Raw genomic sequence first — 16275 nt, 5'->3', positions numbered from 1 at the left:
CAAATGGTCCCCCAAGAAATGCTGGAGGGCGGCATATTCTCTATTAATTTTGTTGATAAATGAGTTCGGTCGCCCATCCATGACTTCAGCTAAACTGAAGATCGCCTTGGTTGCGGAAAACTTATTCTTGGCCCTTGCCGAAGCTGTCGTCGAAGGCCAGCCGCACGTCGCGCGGGCCGGTGATGAGGCCGGCTTTCTGGAAGCGGGCGGTGATCGCTTCTTCATGCGCGACGATGCCGGCGTCGATCGGGCGCGACACGCGGTTGCTCCGTTCGAAGCTGGCGCGGGCGATGTCGAGCGGCAGGCCGGTTTCCTTCGAGAGCACCTGCGCGAACTGATCGGGATGCTGCCGCGCCCAGGCGACGGCCTTCGCTTCCCGTTTCAGGAAGTCGGCAAGCATGGCGCGCTTCGGATCGATCGAGTCCGCATGGGCGATGTCGATATAGAGCGGCAGGCCGTAATCCTTCGCGTCCGCGACGGTGCGCGCGCCTTCCTTGATCGCGACGTTGGTGTAGGGCGTCCAGGTGGCCCATGCGTCAATCGAGCCGCTGTCGAACGCCGCCTTCGCGTCGCCCGGCGGCAGGAAGGTGACGCGCACCTTGTTCACCGGGATGTTGGCGCGCTCCAGCGTCTGGAGCAGCAGATGATGGCCGATCGACCCGCGCGTGGTCGCGACTGACTTGCCCACCAGGTCCTGCGGGCTGCGCAGGGGCGAACCGTTCTTCACCAGGATGGCGAGTGCTTCGGCCGCCTGGTTGGCCGGGGCCTGGACGGCGATGGCCTTGACCGGGCTGCCGCTTTGATAGGCGAAGATGAAGGGCGCGTCGGCGGCGAGGCCAAGGTCCGCCGCGCCGCCGCCGACCGCTTCGAGCAAAGGCTGAGCGGCGGGAAATTCCGACCACTCGACGGTGTAGGGCGCGCCTTCCAGAGCGCCCGAGGCGAGCATCATCGCCTTCACCTGCCCCTTCTGATTGGCGACGCGCAGCACCTTGCCGTCGCCGCGATGAAAGGTCGCGGCGGCAAGGCCGAGGCCCGCCACCGCGACAATGGCCGCCGACAGGATGGCGACTTTTCGTTTCGACATGGATCAGCCCGCCAGTGCGAGGCCGGCCGCTTCGCGCTCGGCCACCCTGGCGCGGACGCGCGGCAGCAGTTCGCGGCCGTAAAGGACGGAATCGCCCAGCGGATCGAAGCCGCGGATCAGGAAATGGTCGATGCCGATGTCGTAATAATCGAGCATGGCGTCGGCCACCTGCTCTGGCGTGCCGACAAGGCCGGTGCTGTTGCCGGCCGCGCCGGTGAGCGCCGCGACACCGGTCCAGAGGCGCTTGTCCTGCCGGTTGGCGCTGGCAGTTTCGAGGAGGCGGAGCGAGCCCGCATTGGGCGGGCGATGGCCGGTGAGCGGCAGGCCGGCGGCGACGCGATTTTCGCGCACCTGTTCCTCAATGTCGGCGGCGCGCTTCCAGGCGGCTTCCTCCGTGTCGGCGATGACCGGGCGAAGCGACAAGGAAAAGCCGGGGCTGCGGCCGTGCCGCGCGGCGGACTTGCGCACCGCCCGTACCGTGTCCTGCACGGCGGCTAGGGTTTCACCCCAGAGCGCATAGACATCGGCATGGCGACCGGCGACCTCGATCGCCTCGTCCGAAGATCCGCCGAAAAAGACCGGCAGATTGTCGGGCTTGATCGCGCTGAACGCCTGGCGGATGTCATAATATGCGCCCTGATGATCGAAGGGCTTGGACGCCGTCCATTCCTGCCGCAGGATGGTCAGATATTCGTCGGTCCGGGCATAGCGTTCGGCCTTGACCGTCTTCGTGTCGCCGTCGCGCGCCATTTCATCATCCGCCCCGCCGGTGATGATGTGGACAGCGACGCGGCCGCTCGACAGCTGGTCGAGCGTAGCGAGCTGGCGCGCCGCCACCGTTGGCTGGGTGAAGCCAGGGCGGTGCGCGACAAGGAAGCCGAGCCGGCTGGTTAGCGCGGCAGCATGGGCCGCGACGATCTGGCTTTCGGGGCTGTTCGAGCCGAACGGAATCAGCACGCGGTCGAACCCGCCCTCCTCCTGCGCCTTCGCCGCCGCGTTCACATAGTGGATGTCGAGCGCGCGGCTGCGGACAGCGGACTGCGTTTCGGAGCCGTTGTTGAAGCCGATATATCCGATGAACTTGACGCTCATGTGAGTCTCCTCAAAGATCAGATGACGAAGAATCCGTGGGTGCCGTCGCGCTCCAGTTGGGCGACGAGGCCATATTCCCAGTCGAGATAGGCCTGCATCGCCGCGGCCTTGTTGTCGGTGCCTTCATAGGGCCGCTTGTAGCGACCCTCCGGGCCACGTGGGCTGGGCGCGCCGTCGGAACCGCGCTCCAGTTCGGTGGCGGACCAGTCGATGTCGAGCACATAGACTTCCCAGCCGAGCTGCGCGAGCCAGGAGGCTGTCATGTCGGCGCGCACGCCGGTGGGATCGGTGACGACGATGCGCGCGCCGCGCACCGGTGCGTTATGGTCGGTCTCCTGCACAAGCTGCCCGCCCTGTGCATTGCGGAAGCCGGGAAGATGGCCGCTTTCATATTCGCGCGGCTGGCGCACGTCGTAGAGATAGAGGGTACGGGCCGTCTCGGCTTTCAATGCCGCAAGCTCATCCCAGCCGATCCGCTTTACGCCGGCGCGATAGGCGACGTCGCGGGCATGCGCGCGCGCGCCTTCCGTGACGGCGTCATTGACCTCCGGCGCGGCGCGGGTCTGGCCGGTCTCCAGTTCCTGACCCGCGAGCGTCCAGCCGATCGTGCCGTTGCGCAGCGCATAGACCTTGTTAGGGATACCAGCATTGACCAGTGACTGGGCGCCGATGATCGATCGGGTGCGGCCGGCGCAGTTGACGATGATGGTGGTGTCGGGATCGGGCGCGACGGCTTGCGCGCGCAGCACCAATTCCGCGCCGGGCACGCTGGTGCCGGTCGGGATGCTCATCGTGTTATATTCGTCGTAGCGGCGCGCATCGAGGATCTTGACGTCGGCCTTCTCGCGGATCAGCGCCTGCACTTCCTCGGCCGGCAGGCTGGGGGTATGGCGGCGATGCTCGACCAGTTCGCCGAACGCCTTGCTATAGCTGTTGACGTCCTCGAACAGTTCATAACCGGCCTCGCGCCAGCCAGAAAGGCCGCCTTCCAGCTCGCGCACGTCGGTGTAGCCGAGCGCCTCAAAACGCACAGCGGCCTTGCGCGCCAGCCCTTCGCCATTGTCATAAACGACGATCGGCGTGTCGAGCCGGGGGATGCGCCAGCGCGCTTCCTCATCGATGCGGCGGAGCGGGATCTGGGCGGCGAAGAGCGGGTGCCCTTGCGCGAACTCATGTTCCTCGCGCACGTCGATCAGCGCGATCTCGCTGCCGATCATCAGCGCGCGGCGGATGTCTTGCGGGGTGGCAACCTGGATGCGGTCAAGAATGTCGGTGGTCATGATTGTCTCGATCTGTCCCAGAGGTTGGGGATGACGCGGTTGGCGTATCCCGAGATGAAGGATTTAGGAGTGCCGTCCGGCGCGTAGGTCGCCCGCTCCACAGCGCCGATATTGGCGCCATAGACATGGATGCTGACGGAGGGGCGGTCGGCAAGGCCGTTGGTCACGCGATGGATGTCACCGATGCGCGGTGAAACGGCGTCCACTTCCCCGGCGCGGAGCAGTTCCTCGCCCTGCGCCGCCAGTGCGCCCGAAGGCAGACGGCCAAAGCGCTCCACTTTCTCAACGCCGCGCAGGACGCCGACGAGGCCCCAGACGCTGTGGTCGTGGATCGGCGTGGACTGACCCGGCCCCCAGACGAAGCTGACGACGCTGAAGCGTTCGCGGCTGTCGCAATGGAGCAGATATTGCTGGTAGCGCTCGGGGTTGGGTTGAGCGAACTCTTCCGGCAGCCAGTCGTCGCTGGCGATCAGGCGGGCCAGCAAGGCGCTGCCGCTGTCGAGGATGGCCTGCTCGTCGCGCGTTGCCGCAAGCAGATCGGCGAAGGCAGTGACGAAACCGCGCAGGCGGGTGGTGTCGATCGGCCGTTCGAGGGTGGCGACTGCCGTCATTCGGCCGCTTCCAGCGCGGTCGCGAAGGGGACGACGCCATGATCGTCGCCGCCCAGGGTGGACAGCAGCTTTTCGCGCAGGCGGGCGGAGAAGCTGGCGCGTTCGCCGCGCGGGGCGGTGATGCGTTCTTCGGCGACGATGCGGCCCTGGTCTAGGACCAGCACCCGGTCGGCGAGCGCGATCGCTTCCTCGACATCATGGGTGACGATCAGCACGGCCGGGCGATGCGCCCGCCAGAGCGAGAGGACGAGGTCGTGCATCCGGTAGCGGGTCAGCGCGTCGAGCGCGGCGAAGGGTTCGTCGAGCAGCAGCAGCTTGGGCTCGCGCACCAGCGCGCGGGCGAGCGCTGCGCGCTGCGCTTCACCGCCCGATAGAGTGAGTGGCCAGGCGTCCAGACGATGGCCGAGGCCGACTTCCCGGAGCGCCGCTTCGGCGCGCGGGCGGATGTCTCCGTTCAGGCCGAGTCCGACATTCTTCCAGACCGGCTTCCACGGCAGGAGGCGCGCATCCTGGAAGACGACGGCACGGCTGTCGGGCACTTCCACGTCCTGGCTGCGTACCTCATCTAGACCCGCAAGGGTACGTAGCAATGTCGTCTTGCCTGACCCCGAGCGCCCGAGGAGGGCGATGAACTCACCCGGCGCGATGTCGAGATCGAGCCCATCGATGATCGTGTTCGCGCCGAAGCGGCGGGTGAAGCCGCGCAGGCGCACGACCGGTTCGGGCTGGGGCTGGTGGACGGAGGAGTTCACCGTGGTAAAGCCGAGGCGAGCGTCCATGCTTATTGCTCCACTATGCTGGGGCGCCAGATAAGGGCGCGGGCTTCGATGGCGCGGACCAGCCAGTCGGCGCCAAGGCCGAGGATGGCGTAGACCATCAGGCAGACGACGATGATGTCAGTCCGCATGAAATCGCGGGCATTGTTGATGAGGTAGCCGAGACCCGCCGAGGCGTTGATCTGCTCCGCCACCACGAGGACGAGGATCGAGACGGAGAGGGCGTAGCGCAGCCCCACCAGCAGCGAGGGCAGCGCGGAAGGCAGGACGACGTGCCATATCTGCTCGGCGCGGCTGAGGCCGAAGCTCTTGGCGGCGTCGAGCAGGCGCAGGTCGACGCCGCGGATGCCGCTGTAGAGGTTGAGATAGACTGGAAAGATGGTGGCGAAGGCAATCAGCGCGACCTTGGGGGTTTCGCCGATGCCGAACCAGACGATGAAGAGCGGCGTTAGCGCGAGCGCGGGGATGGTGCGCTTGATCTGCATGAGCGGATCGACCGCCAGTTCCCCGGCGCGCGAGAGGCCGGCGACGAGGCCGAGCGCCAGACCCAGGCCGACGCCGATGAGCAGCCCGGCGGCGACTCGGGCGAAGGAGACGAGAAGATTGGATGGCAGCTCGCCCGAGATCACCATGTCGATGAGCGTGCCGATCACCGCCGAGGGCGCGGCAAGCGTGCGTTCCGGTATCAGGCCGCTGCGCGAGCCCAACTCCCAGAGGAAGAGGAGCAGCACCGGCGAGAGCCAGCGCCCGCCGAAGCGCGACAGTGAAAAGGGCCGCCGGCTCCGTTCTGCGCCGTGTGAATGTTCGATCGCCAAGCTTGCCATATCCAGTCCTTGTCCAGGTCCGGAAAGCCCATCATGTATTCTCTACCAATTCAATTAAGTTTTTGTTGGCCGATCTATGAGCCGTGGTCATATGGCTCGGCCGGGCGCGCAATTGGCTCGCTGCGGCGCGGAAAATCGTCAGGTGCGGGGCGGGATGGGCCAACGCCAAGATTTAGTTGATCCGGCGAAATCTCTACTATTTTGATTGATATATCGGCATCGCGATAAGGGGTTGCCTATTCCCTCCGCTGGGTCGGCTCCTCCCCGCATCCCTTCCAAGAAAGGCCTGCCATGCCGGTCAACCTGCCCACCAATTTGCTACGGAGCTTCGTCGCGATCGTCGACACCGGATCGATGCTCAATGCCTCGGAACAGGTGTTCGTCACCCAATCGGCGCTCAGCCTCCAGATCAAACGGCTGGAGGAATTGGTGCAGCAGACGCTGTTCCTGCGGGAAGGGCGGCGGCTCAACCTGACGCCCGCCGGCGAGGTGATGCTGGATTATGCCCGGCGCGTGCTGCTCCTTCATGACGAGGCGGTGGCGGCGGTGAGCGCCGGGCGCTTTGCCGGGCCGGCGCGGATCGGGATGGTGCAGGATTTCGCCGATACGTTGCTGTCGGGGCTGCTCTCGCGCTTTTCGGAGCTGCACCCCGACGCGCAAATCTATGCACGGGTGGCCGGGACGGCGGAGTTGCAGGCGCTGCTCGACCGGCGCGAGCTGGACATATTGCTGGGTTTCGCCGCGCCCAATGACGCCCATGCGGTGACGGTCGCGCCGATGGCCTGGTATGGAGAGCCGGCGCTGGCCGATCGCAGCATCATTCCCCTCGCCGTACTGGAGGAGCCCTGCCGCTTCCGCGAGGCGGCGATACGGGGGCTGGAGGATGCGGGCCTGCAATGGCGGATCGCGGTGGAGACGCCCAATCTCGCGACGCTCAAGGCCGCAGTCGGCGCGGGGCTCGGCATCACCTGCCGCACGCACCTCTTCATTGGCGAGGAATCGACGCTGACGCATGAGCGCTTGCCCGAATTGCCGCGCGTCGCCGCCATCATGCGCGCGGGCGAAAAGCTGGACAGCGCGGCGCAGCGGCTCGCCGAACTGGCGCGGGAGACGGTGCAGGCGCTCTGAGGCGCCCGTCCTCTAATAGCCGCGCGCGGGATCGACCACGTCGGAAGGCGCTTCGCCGCGGACAAAGCGGCTGATGTCGTCGCGCACCTTTTCCAGCAGCCGTTGGCGCATCAGCGTATAGTTGCTGGAAATATGCGGGGTCAGACGGACCTTGGGGTGGAGATAGAGCGGGTGTTCTTCGGGCAGCGGCTCGGGATCGGTGACGTCGAGCGTGGCGAAGCCGGGGCCTTCCACCCGGTCGAGCGCGCGGATCAGCGCGTCCTGATCCAGCACCGATCCACGCGCGACATTGATGATGTGCGCGCCGGGCTTCACCCGCGCCAGAAGACGGTCGTCGAACAGATGGCGGGTCTGGGGCGTGGCGGGCACCGCTATGACGATATGGTCGGCGCGGGTGATCAGAGCGGGCAGGTCGGTCACCAGCTCGACGCCGCTGATCCCCGCCTGCGCGCCCGAGCGGCGCAGCGCCACCACCTGCGCGCCGAGCGCGAGCACGCGTCGCGCCACCGCTTGCCCGATCGCGCCCAGCCCGACGATGCCCACGGTCGTGCCCGACACACGGCCGAGCGGCGCCTGTTTCCAGTCGGCGCGGGATCGCACCGTCACCGCCTCCAGGTTCTTGGCATGGGCGTAGATGGCGGCGATGACATAATCGGCGATCTCGTCCGACGCGACCCCGCGGCCACAGGTGACGAGCGGCGCGTCCAGCAGCCATTCGGGATAGAAATCGACGCCGGCGGACGCGCTATAGACCCATTTCAAGCGGCCCGGCCAGAGCGAGGGGCGCGCCACCGGGGGCTGCCGCCATGCAGGCGTCGGGCGGACCAGCAGCAGGTCGGCTTCCGCAGCGGCGGTCCAGGGCTCATCCTCCGCAACGTCGATCACGACCGGCCCGATCGGATGCTGGACGAGGCCCTTGTTGAAATCGGCGTCGAGCTGGCTGGCGATGACGAGCGACATGGCTATTGTCCCAAAGCCGCGCGGCCGGCGGCGACAAGGATCGTGTCGGTCTGAGGCGAATGGATGCGGCTGCACAGCACGTCGCGATAATGGCGTTCGAGCGGATTGTTGCGGCTGAGGCCGGGATTGCCGGTGAGTTCGAGGCCGATCTCCACCGCACGGACTGCGTTGGCGGTCGCGACATATTTGATGCTGTTGACCGCGACCGCGCCCGGCGGATCGCCTGCGTCATAGCGCGCGGCGGCATCACGGATCAGCGTGGCATTGACCTGAAGCAGCGCCTCGATCTCGCCGAACTTCTCCTGCACGCGCGGCAGGGTGGCGAGCGACGCGCCGAGATTGGATGGCACGCGGTCGTTGAGATATCCCGCCAGCCAATCCCGCGCGGCGCGGGCCACGCCGTCATAGATGGTCGAGACGGAAAGCGCGTTCCAAATGGCGAGGCCGGGGTCGCCCGCAGCGGCCGCCCATTGTTCTGGCAAGCGCACGTCTACCGCATAGTCGAACGGGGTCGGCGTATCGGCGAAGTGGACCGCGTGGCTGACGGTGGCGCGCATACCGAGATGGTCCCAGGCCGGCTCGATCGTTACGCCGGGGCTGCCGGCCTTGACCAGGAAATTGCCGACGCGCGGGTTTGCCTCGTCGGTCTTGGCCCAGACCGAATACCAGTCGAGCCCGGTCGATCCGGTCGAATAGATTTTCGTGCCGCTCATCGCCCAGCCATCGGGGGTGCGCCGTGCGACGGTGGCGGGCAGGCCGCCACGCACCGGAGTGCCGAGCTCGGGCTCGACCCGAAGCCCGCCGATCAGCCCCCGACCCGCCACCGCGTCCGCCGCCAGCCGCTCGTAGATGGCGGCGGGCCAGCCCTGCGCGCGGTGCGGGTTGGCGTGATAATGATAGGTCATGAAGAGGATGAGCGCGGTCGACGGCTCGCCCTTCGCCACGGCGGCGAGCACGCGCAGCGCTTCGGAAAGGTGCGCGCCGCGCCCGCCCAGTTCGGGCCGGACGGTAAGGCCGATCAGCCCCTCGCGCGCCAGCAGGTCGAAGGGCGCGCGGGGGAATTCGCCGCTGCGGTCATAGGCTTCGGCGTGCGACGCGAGTTCGCCGGTCAGCCAGTCGAGATAGTCTGCGGTGATTGCGGGCGAGGCGCTCCCGGACGGGGCGGTGGCGGGCGGGACGAGACGGGTTGCCATGATGGTCAGCCTCTTTTCGGGATGGCGGAATTGAAGCGGTCGTCCCAGAGCGAACGGACGTCGACCGGCCTGGGCAGCAGCTTTTGGGCGTAGAATAGGTCGGCGACCTTCTGCTGCGACGCGATCGCGTCCGGCGTCACGGCACGCAGTTCGTAGGTCGCGCTCTTGCGCTTGAACTGGTCCTGCACATAGGCGAGCGGCACGCCGATATCCTGCGACACGATGACCGCCCATTCGTCCTGATGCGCGGCGGCCCAGCCATAGGCTTGCTGAAGGAGACCCAGATATTCCGCGATGATCTTCGCCTTGACGGGATCGGCCAGCGCATCGACATGGGCAGCCACCAGATAATTGCCCGAAAGGATGCCGTAGGCCGTGCGCAGGATGCGCGCGCCCTCGGTCGCGATCGCGCGCTGGATCGGGAAGCCATAGATCGCCCAGGCGTCGAGCGCGCCTTGTGAAAAGGCCGCCGCGCCGTCACTCACGCCCATCGCCACCGGCTTGATGTCGTCCCAGCCGAGACCGACTTCCTCCAGCATTCGGATAAGATAATATTGCGAGGTCGTCGCGCGGACATAGCCGACGCGCTTGCCCTTCAGGTCGACGATGCTTTTCGCGGTCGAGCCTTTGGGCACCAGCACGACCTGGTTGTTGACGTCGCCATGGGCGACCGCGATCTGGCGGAAGCTCTGGATGATCGAGGCGGCGGCGAAGATGGGCGGAATCTCGCTCATCCCGCCATAGTCGAGCGATCCGCCATTCAGCGCCTCGACCACCAGATGGCCCGACTGGAACTCGTTATAGGCGATGTCGAAGCCTTCCGGCCTGATCCCGGCGGCCTTGAAGAGCAGCCGCGAATCGCCGTCCCCCTTGCCGGTGATCGACACGCGCAGCACCGGGCGGCCCGTCTTGCCTGATCCGCAGGCGGCGAGCAGCAGGCAGGAGGCCGCGCCGCCGCCCAGCAGCAACCGGCGGGAAAGACCCTCAGCCGCCACGGGCGCTTGTCGCGGCCGGCGCGGATTCGGGTGCGCGGTCGAACAGGATGACGTTGGGATCGCGCAGAAACTCGCGCGCCGCCGCCGCCTTCCAGCGCCGCCATCCGGCGATCAGGGGTTGTAGAGGGGTCATGACAACGCAGCTCCAGAAAATCGAATTGAGGCTATTTATCTATTGAGTAAGTAGAGATATGTCCCACAAGCAATGCTGCCCAAACCATTAGAAATGCTTGATCCATGCTGAGCGCCAATCATGTCGCCATCGTTGGCGGCGGCTTTTCCGGCACGCTGCTGGCGATCAATCTGCTGCGCCATGGCGCAGTGCGCGTCACGTTGATCGAACGGCGAGGCGACCGCTTCGGGCGCGGGCTCGCTTATGGCGCCGCGCAGCACGACCATATTCTCAACGTCCGCGCCGCCAATATGAGCGCGCTGCCTGACGAACCTGGCCACTTCGCCGACTGGCTGAGGACGCGGGCCGCAGGACAGGATGCGAGCTTCGCCACGCGGCAAACTTACGGCCTCTACCTTCGCGACCTGCTGGAGGCCGCCAAGGCTGCTGCCGGGGCACGGCTGCGGCTGGTGGAGGCGGAAGCCGTCGATCTCAGGGTGTCGGACGGGGCAGCGACAGTGCGCCTCGCCACCGGTGCGCAAGTGAAGGCGGACATCGCAGTGTTAGCACCGGGCAACCTGCCGCCACACGCCCTGCCCGCCTTTGCCGGCATTGCCCATCCCGCCTATGCCGATGATCCCTGGGCGCTGGGGCTGGCCGATGGATTGGGGCCGGAGGATCAGGTGCTGCTGTTGGGCACCGGCCTGACAGCGGTGGATTGCGCGCTCAGCTTCGACACGGCTGGCTTTGCGGGGCCGATCGTGGCGGTGTCACGGCGCGGGCTGCTGCCCCGCGCCCATGCACCGGCGCAGGCGGCGCCCGGCCTGTCGGAGCGGCCGAACGGCTCCGCCTCGGCGCTGGTGCGGCGTGTGCGTGCGCGCGCGGACGCGGTTGGCTGGCGCGCGGCGGTGGACGAATTGCGGCCCTTTACTCAGGATATGTGGCGTGCCGCCGATGCCTCCGACCGTGCGCGCTTCCTGCGCCATCTGCGTCCCTATTGGGATGTGCACCGACATCGCATCGCGCCTGCGGTAGCGGACAGGCTGGCGGGGATGCGGGCCGCCGGGCGTCTGGAGATCGCCGCCGCAAAGGTCATGGAAGCAAGACCGGACGGGGCGCGAATCGCGGTTGCGTTGCGCTCTCGGGGCAGCGATGCGGTGGCTTGGCGGCATTTCGCGCGTGTGGTCAATTGCACAGGTCCGCTCGGCGACCTCGGCCGCACGCGTGACCAACTGCTTCGCGCGCTGGCGAGCCAGAGCGCGATCCGGCCTGATTCCTTGGCGATCGGCATTGACGTGGATCGCCAGTGCCGGGCGATCGGCGCGGGTGGCGAGGCACGGGATCGCCTCCGTGTCGTCGGCCCAATGACGCGCGGCGCGCATTGGGAAATCGTCGCCGTGCCAGACATCAGGCGGCAGGTCTGGACGCTCGCCCGGGACATCAGCAACGCCCATTGGGTTGAAGCCGCTGGTCTGTAGGCCAGCCGCGCCCTCGCCCGGCGGCGCGGGACGGGTCAGCCCGGGAACGCGCCAGCGAACGTGAACGCCTCGATCGGCTTGCGACCGCTGGGGACTTCCCGCTCTCGCAGGGCCTCGGGTAGGCTGGCCTTGTCGCCTTGTCGTCCGATCGCCACTGCCGCCTCGATCCGAAACCGCTCCGGCGCATTCAGCGCGATCCGCGCCGCGTCGAAATCGACGCCGGTCATGCCATGAGCATGATAGCCCAATCTCGTCGCCTGCAACGCGATCAGAGCCCAGGCCGCGCCGACATCGAAGCTGTGGCTGTATGACGCCTTGGGATCCGACCCCGGACCCTGTTCCATCAGCGTATCGGACAGAAGATACAGCAGCACGGCGGCATTCTTAGCCCAGCTCTGGTTGAAAGGAAGCAGCGGGTCCATAAAGCGCTGCCAATCGGGTCTGCCCCGATGGGCGTAGACGAACCGCCAAGGCTGATAATTGAAGGCGGACGGCGCCCAGCGTGCTGCCTCGAATATGCTGTCCAGGGCAGCTTGGGGAATCGACGAGCCGTCATAGGCGCGCGGCGACCAGCGCTTGGTGAACAAGGGCTCAATCGGATGCGCCGGGGTGCGAGCGGACGTTGTCATTCTGTCTCCTCATGCGGGATGCCGCAGGCCAACATCAGCGCGGCAGAAACAACATCAAGGGGTATTTGCTCAATTCATATGCACATGAGGACATTGCGTTGGTTGCCGACCAAGCGCTGGCCTAGATGGGGTCGGCTCATCCTCCTCTTTTCCTGCATCAAGGACCGGCCATGGCCAAATCCCCGCACATCAAACTCGGCTTCATCCTGCACGGCGTCGGCCGCACCTGGAACGATTGGCGGCACCCCGACCGCGAAGTGAACGCCAGCACCAGCTTGTCCTATTATCAAAAGCAGGCCGCGACGGCGGAACGCGGCAAGTTCGATTTCCTCTTCGTCGCCGACAGCCTGTCGATCACCGAGAAATCCAGCCCCCATTATCTCAATCGGTTCGAGCCGATCACCATATTGTCGGCGCTTGCCGCCACGACATCGCGCATCGGCCTCGTCGCGACGCTGACAGTCAGCTATTCCGAGCCGTTCAACGTCGCCCGCCAGTTCGCCTCGCTCGATCATCTGAGTGGCGGACGCGCCGGCTGGAATGTCGTCACGTCCTGGCTTGGGGATACGGCGGCCAATTTCAGCAGGACCGAGCATCCCGCCCATGCAACCCGCTACAAGATCGCCGCTGAATATCTCGACGTGGTGAAGGGGCTATGGGACAGCTGGGAGAAGGGTGCGCATGTCGCCGATAAGGAGAGCGGCCAGTTCGTCGATCCTAACAAGCTGCATCGGCTGGAACACAAGGGCGAGTATTTTCAGGTGCGCGGGCCGCTCAACATCAAGCGCACGCCGCAGGGTCAGCCTGTCATCTTCCAGGCCGGCGCGTCCGACGACGGACGCAGCTTCGCCGCGCGCCATGCCGAAGTGATCTTCACCCATGCGCCGACCAAAGAGGACGGCCAGGCCTATCTCGCCGATGTGAAGGCGCGGGCCAAGGGCTTCGGCCGCGATCCCGACCTGTTGTTCGTGCTGCCGGGCATCGCGCCGATCATCGGCGATACGGAAGAGGAAGCGGAGGCCCGCTATCGCGAATTGGCGGCGCTGGAATCGATCGACACGGGCCTTGGCTTCCTGTCGCGCACCTTCAACGACCATGACTTCCGTCAATATGATCTCGACGCGCCCTTCCCGGACGTGGCGCATATCGGGTTTGACAGCCAGCAGAGCGCCACGCTGCGTATCCTCGCCGAGGTGCGGGCAGAGAACCTAACGCTGCGGCAGGTGGTCGAACGGCTGGCGACACCGCGCGGGGCGTTCGTCGGATCACCTGAGACGGTCGCCGATCGCCTCGAGCGTTGGTTCGAGGAAGGCGCGGCGGACGGCTTCGTCATTTTCGAGCCGCTGCCGGGGCAACTCGACCTGTTCGTCGACAAGGTAGTTCCCATTCTGCAGGCGCGCGGCTTGTTCCGAACCGATTATGAGGGCGCAACCTTTCGCGCGCATCTGGGCCTGCCCGAGCCGGAGAATCGCCATACGGCAAGCCGTTCGAAACGCAGCGCTGCCTGAACCGGTCGATCACATGCTGCCCAATCGCCAACGCCTTCCAACCACGGCCCGCAGGGTTCGGAATGTGACTTCACGCTGGCACATGGTAGCTCCCATCCTTTGTCCCCTCTCGGCATTGCTGGATGGACGTACCGTCTGAGATTGCCGCCTCTAGCTTTGGGATGCAGCCCACGCTTCAGCATCGACCAGTTCCATGATGCGCACGAAGCGCAGGTCTCGAACCGGACCAGGCATAAAGAGTAGCTGTGAAATCTTTCTTTCGTCGATGAGACGAAGGTCAGCCAGCTTGCCGCCAAGCAGCATGTCGCGAATGGTCTGCCGATGCCGGTCGAAGATGGTCGCGACGAACCCGGTGGGCGTGCCCTTCGATCGACGCGACACGATGGCCTTGGGAAGATCGGGCGCGAAGGCGCTGCGTGCGATCGCCCGGTCCCGATCGGGTGCAAGCCAGTTCCAGCTCGGGACACGCAGGCAGGCCTCAACGACGGGCTGGGAAACCAGTGGCGATACCGCGCGCTGTTGGGCCTGGGCATTGATGGCCTCGACCATATTCTGTGCCGGGGCGAGCAGGGCCACATGGCTGGCCCGACCGGGCAGGACGCCGTCGGGTGGCGTGAACCAGGGATGGGCAGGAGCGTCCTCGACGATCGCCCTTGCTGCGTCAGACAGGAAGTCGATCGCTGGCGGCTGGCGCGGGGCTGGCGAGCGCAGCCAGGCGCGATGCACCGCGCGCCAGGTCAGGGCCCATGTCCCGGTCTGGCCCAGGTCGCCGAGTGCCCGTGCGGCGCTCCAAAAGCGCTTGTCCAGACCGCCGGTGGCGAGGCAGTCGGCGAGGATCGACACGGTGCGCGAAGCGAAGAAGACATTGTCGCCACCGCCGCCATCGATGAGGATATCGGCTCCGCATAGCTCGGCGGTTTCGGCCGTGACCGCGTCCTGCGCCTGCGTGAAGCAGCGATGCACTGGATAGGGCATATGGGCCGCACCCGAGCGGCGGACATCGACGCGGTCAAGGTCGAATGTCCGCGTCAGCAGTTCGATGCCGGCAGACCGGGCGACCATCCCGGCATAGCGCCTTTCGTCGCTTGCCGCGTCGTCGCCGACGAGGTTGAGGCCGATCACATCGGTGCCGGTCGCCTTCAGGCTGGCGGCCACGATCGCCGAATCGAGCCCGCCGGAAAGGAGCAAGAGGGCGCGATCATGGCTGGCGGTGCGGGCACGCGCGGTAAGATGCACGGCGTTGCGCACGGCGCGAGCCGCTTCCCCGGAATCGTCGATCATCCGATCCCGAGCGACGAAGGCCCAGGGCGACCATAATGTCTCGTATTCTACCCCATTCGCCGAGACGAGCAGGCGATCGCCGCCGCGCAGTTCCTCCACGCCGTCGAGGCAGGTCTCGCTGCGCCGCCATTCGGGATAGGCGATGTGACGCGCCAGGGCATCGGGATCGACGCTGAAGCGGCATCCGAGGTCCCGCAGCAGGGCGAGATCGGACGCGACCAGGAGCACGCCGCCTACCCGGGCGTGGTAACATCCCAGATCGCCCATGGGCGCCCGTATGATGGCGGCGGCGGTATCGCTGGTCGTGAAGGCGACATAGCTGCCCCAGTAGCGTTCGATCAGCTTTCGCCCACGCGACCGGGCGATCGCCGTCCATGCCGCATCGTCAAGCGTGGTTTCCGGCCGCGTGCTGCCACGATGGAACAGCTCGCCGACTATCGCATGGCCGCCAACCTGTGCGATCCCGTACCGGTGGTCGCTCCACAGCAGGAAGCGGTCGGTTTCGATCAGCGGTGTGAGCGATGCCGCAGCCTTGCGCGCCCTCTCGATCCGCCCCGGAGGAAAAGGCTCGGCGCTGGTCGCGATCAGCGCGAGAAAGCGCCCCGTCATAGGACCAGGATCGGGGTGAAGGTCCGCACCATGTCGACGCGGTCGTTGACGAGCCTGCCCTCATGCTGGACCCAGCAATGGGCGGAGAATGGTCCGAGTTGCACCCCCAGCACGACGTCAGGCCATATTCCCTTCGCGATCATGCGCGATGCCACCGCGATGGCGTTTGCAAGACACAGGTCGATCTGGCTGGCAATGCGAGCTGCCGAAACGAACCCGGCCATGATCCGCTCTATTTGCCCTTCCGGCAAGGCACGGGATGTCGGCAAGCGCGATTTGCGGGTCGACAGCCAGGAAAGGGTCCGGCCGAGACCCGCCATCTTCAATCGTACGCGCGTGGCGGCAAGGCAGCACAGAGCGCTGGTCGTCCCGGCGAGGGCGGGCCGCGGAAGGTCCAGATCGAGAAGACTGGTCTGCGGCATCACGATCGGACGGCAGGCGGCCGGTGCCTGAGGAGACGCCGATGCCATTAGCAGGCCGCGCGCCAGCAGTCCCTGGACGTGCACATCGTCTGGCGGCGGGGTGCCGCCTTCTGCCAGCGCCCGGAAACTGTGCTCGGCGTCTGGCGACAGGCAGAAATACCGGTCTGCCACGATATCGAGAAAGATGATCCGGTCGCCGACGCGGCAGAAGGAGATGCCATTGCGAAGGGTGAAGCCCATGATCGAACGCCCAGGATCGAAGCCCAGATCGGCGCGCGATCCCATCGGACCGC

The 16275-nt window shown here is 66.3% G+C and carries 16 protein-coding genes; 3 read left to right on the top strand and 13 right to left on the bottom strand.

Features of this window, described 5'->3' with window-relative positions:
* Positions 1-121: 121 nt before the first annotated feature.
* The 6 genes from ACN9MX_RS10505 to ACN9MX_RS10480 are packed head-to-tail and all read right to left on the bottom strand — an operon-like array spanning position 122 to position 5667.
* Positions 122-1084: an ABC transporter substrate-binding protein gene (locus ACN9MX_RS10505; protein ID WP_426386917.1), complete on the bottom strand. Its 963-nt coding sequence runs from the start codon at positions 1082-1084 to the stop codon at positions 122-124.
* Positions 1085-1087: 3 nt separating this feature from the next.
* Positions 1088-2176, bottom strand: coding sequence for an LLM class flavin-dependent oxidoreductase (locus ACN9MX_RS10500; RefSeq protein WP_426386916.1), 1089 nt, complete (start codon positions 2174-2176; stop codon positions 1088-1090).
* Between the two features lie 17 nt (positions 2177-2193).
* Positions 2194-3456, bottom strand: a complete 1263-nt coding sequence (locus ACN9MX_RS10495) for a rhodanese-like domain-containing protein (RefSeq protein ID WP_133652510.1) — start codon at positions 3454-3456, stop codon at positions 2194-2196.
* Positions 3453-4067, bottom strand: a complete 615-nt coding sequence (locus tag ACN9MX_RS10490) for a cysteine dioxygenase (protein WP_133652511.1) — start codon at positions 4065-4067, stop codon at positions 3453-3455. The genes ACN9MX_RS10495 and ACN9MX_RS10490 overlap by 4 nt, the downstream gene beginning before the upstream one ends.
* Positions 4064-4846 carry an ABC transporter ATP-binding protein gene (locus ACN9MX_RS10485; protein ID WP_363737579.1) on the bottom strand — a complete coding sequence of 261 codons (783 nt, stop codon included), beginning with the start codon at positions 4844-4846 and terminating at the stop codon, positions 4064-4066. The genes ACN9MX_RS10490 and ACN9MX_RS10485 overlap by 4 nt, the downstream gene beginning before the upstream one ends.
* A 2-nt stretch (positions 4847-4848) precedes the next feature.
* Positions 4849-5667, bottom strand: coding sequence for an ABC transporter permease (locus ACN9MX_RS10480; protein ID WP_426386915.1), 819 nt, complete (start codon positions 5665-5667; stop codon positions 4849-4851).
* A 291-nt stretch (positions 5668-5958) separates the two neighbouring features.
* On the opposite strand from ACN9MX_RS10480, the gene ACN9MX_RS10475 reads away from it, so the two are divergent.
* Positions 5959-6795 carry a LysR substrate-binding domain-containing protein gene (locus ACN9MX_RS10475; protein ID WP_426386914.1) on the top strand — a complete coding sequence of 279 codons (837 nt, stop codon included), beginning with the start codon at positions 5959-5961 and terminating at the stop codon, positions 6793-6795.
* 12 nt (positions 6796-6807) lie between these two features.
* Here ACN9MX_RS10475 and ACN9MX_RS10470 read toward each other — a convergent pair whose 3' ends face one another.
* From ACN9MX_RS10470 to ACN9MX_RS10455, 4 genes are read right to left on the bottom strand one after another with little or no spacing between them, the layout of a single operon-like run.
* Entirely contained in the window at positions 6808-7755 is a 948-nt protein-coding gene (locus tag ACN9MX_RS10470; RefSeq protein ID WP_426386912.1) for a D-isomer specific 2-hydroxyacid dehydrogenase family protein, read from the bottom strand.
* Between the two features lie 2 nt (positions 7756-7757).
* Entirely contained in the window at positions 7758-8948 is a 1191-nt protein-coding gene (locus ACN9MX_RS10465) for an acyl-CoA dehydrogenase family protein (protein WP_426386911.1), read from the bottom strand.
* Positions 8949-8953: 5 nt separating this feature from the next.
* Complete coding sequence (locus ACN9MX_RS10460) at positions 8954-9943, bottom strand: ABC transporter substrate-binding protein (protein WP_426386910.1); 990 nt, start codon at positions 9941-9943, stop codon at positions 8954-8956.
* On the bottom strand, positions 9933-10076 hold the full coding sequence (locus ACN9MX_RS10455; protein WP_166666323.1) for a hypothetical protein: 144 nt from the start codon (positions 10074-10076) through the stop codon (positions 9933-9935). Before ACN9MX_RS10455 ends, ACN9MX_RS10460 begins: the two co-directional genes overlap by 11 nt.
* Positions 10077-10180: 104 nt before the next feature.
* Here ACN9MX_RS10455 and ACN9MX_RS10450 point away from each other — a divergent pair, with 104 nt between their 5' ends.
* The gene (locus tag ACN9MX_RS10450) at positions 10181-11533 is read left to right on the top strand and encodes an FAD/NAD(P)-binding protein (protein ID WP_133652518.1); all 1353 of its coding nucleotides are present in this window, start codon (positions 10181-10183) and stop codon (positions 11531-11533) included.
* A 35-nt stretch (positions 11534-11568) separates the two neighbouring features.
* Here ACN9MX_RS10450 and ACN9MX_RS10445 read toward each other — a convergent pair whose 3' ends face one another.
* Positions 11569-12162, bottom strand: a complete 594-nt coding sequence (locus ACN9MX_RS10445) for a nitroreductase family protein (RefSeq protein ID WP_133652519.1) — start codon at positions 12160-12162, stop codon at positions 11569-11571.
* A gap of 170 nt (positions 12163-12332) precedes the next feature.
* Between ACN9MX_RS10445 and ACN9MX_RS10440 the strand changes: the two genes are divergently transcribed.
* Positions 12333-13670 (top strand): LLM class flavin-dependent oxidoreductase, encoded by a 1338-nt coding sequence (locus ACN9MX_RS10440; RefSeq protein WP_133652520.1) that lies wholly within the window; start codon positions 12333-12335, stop codon positions 13668-13670.
* 150 nt (positions 13671-13820) lie between these two features.
* On the opposite strand, the gene ACN9MX_RS10435 is transcribed toward ACN9MX_RS10440, so the two are convergent.
* Together ACN9MX_RS10435 and ACN9MX_RS10430 are read right to left on the bottom strand one after the other, a co-directional pair.
* On the bottom strand, positions 13821-15560 hold the full coding sequence (locus tag ACN9MX_RS10435; RefSeq protein ID WP_426386909.1) for an asparagine synthase-related protein: 1740 nt from the start codon (positions 15558-15560) through the stop codon (positions 13821-13823).
* The gene (locus ACN9MX_RS10430) at positions 15557-16267 is read right to left on the bottom strand and encodes a lasso peptide biosynthesis B2 protein (RefSeq protein WP_426386908.1); all 711 of its coding nucleotides are present in this window, start codon (positions 16265-16267) and stop codon (positions 15557-15559) included. The genes ACN9MX_RS10435 and ACN9MX_RS10430 overlap by 4 nt, the downstream gene beginning before the upstream one ends.
* Positions 16268-16275: the final 8 nt, after the last annotated feature.

The organism is Sphingobium sp. R-21 (assembly GCF_049913335.1).
Lineage (GTDB): Bacteria > Pseudomonadota > Alphaproteobacteria > Sphingomonadales > Sphingomonadaceae > Sphingobium.
This window is presented reverse-complemented; position numbering and strand designations above follow the sequence as displayed.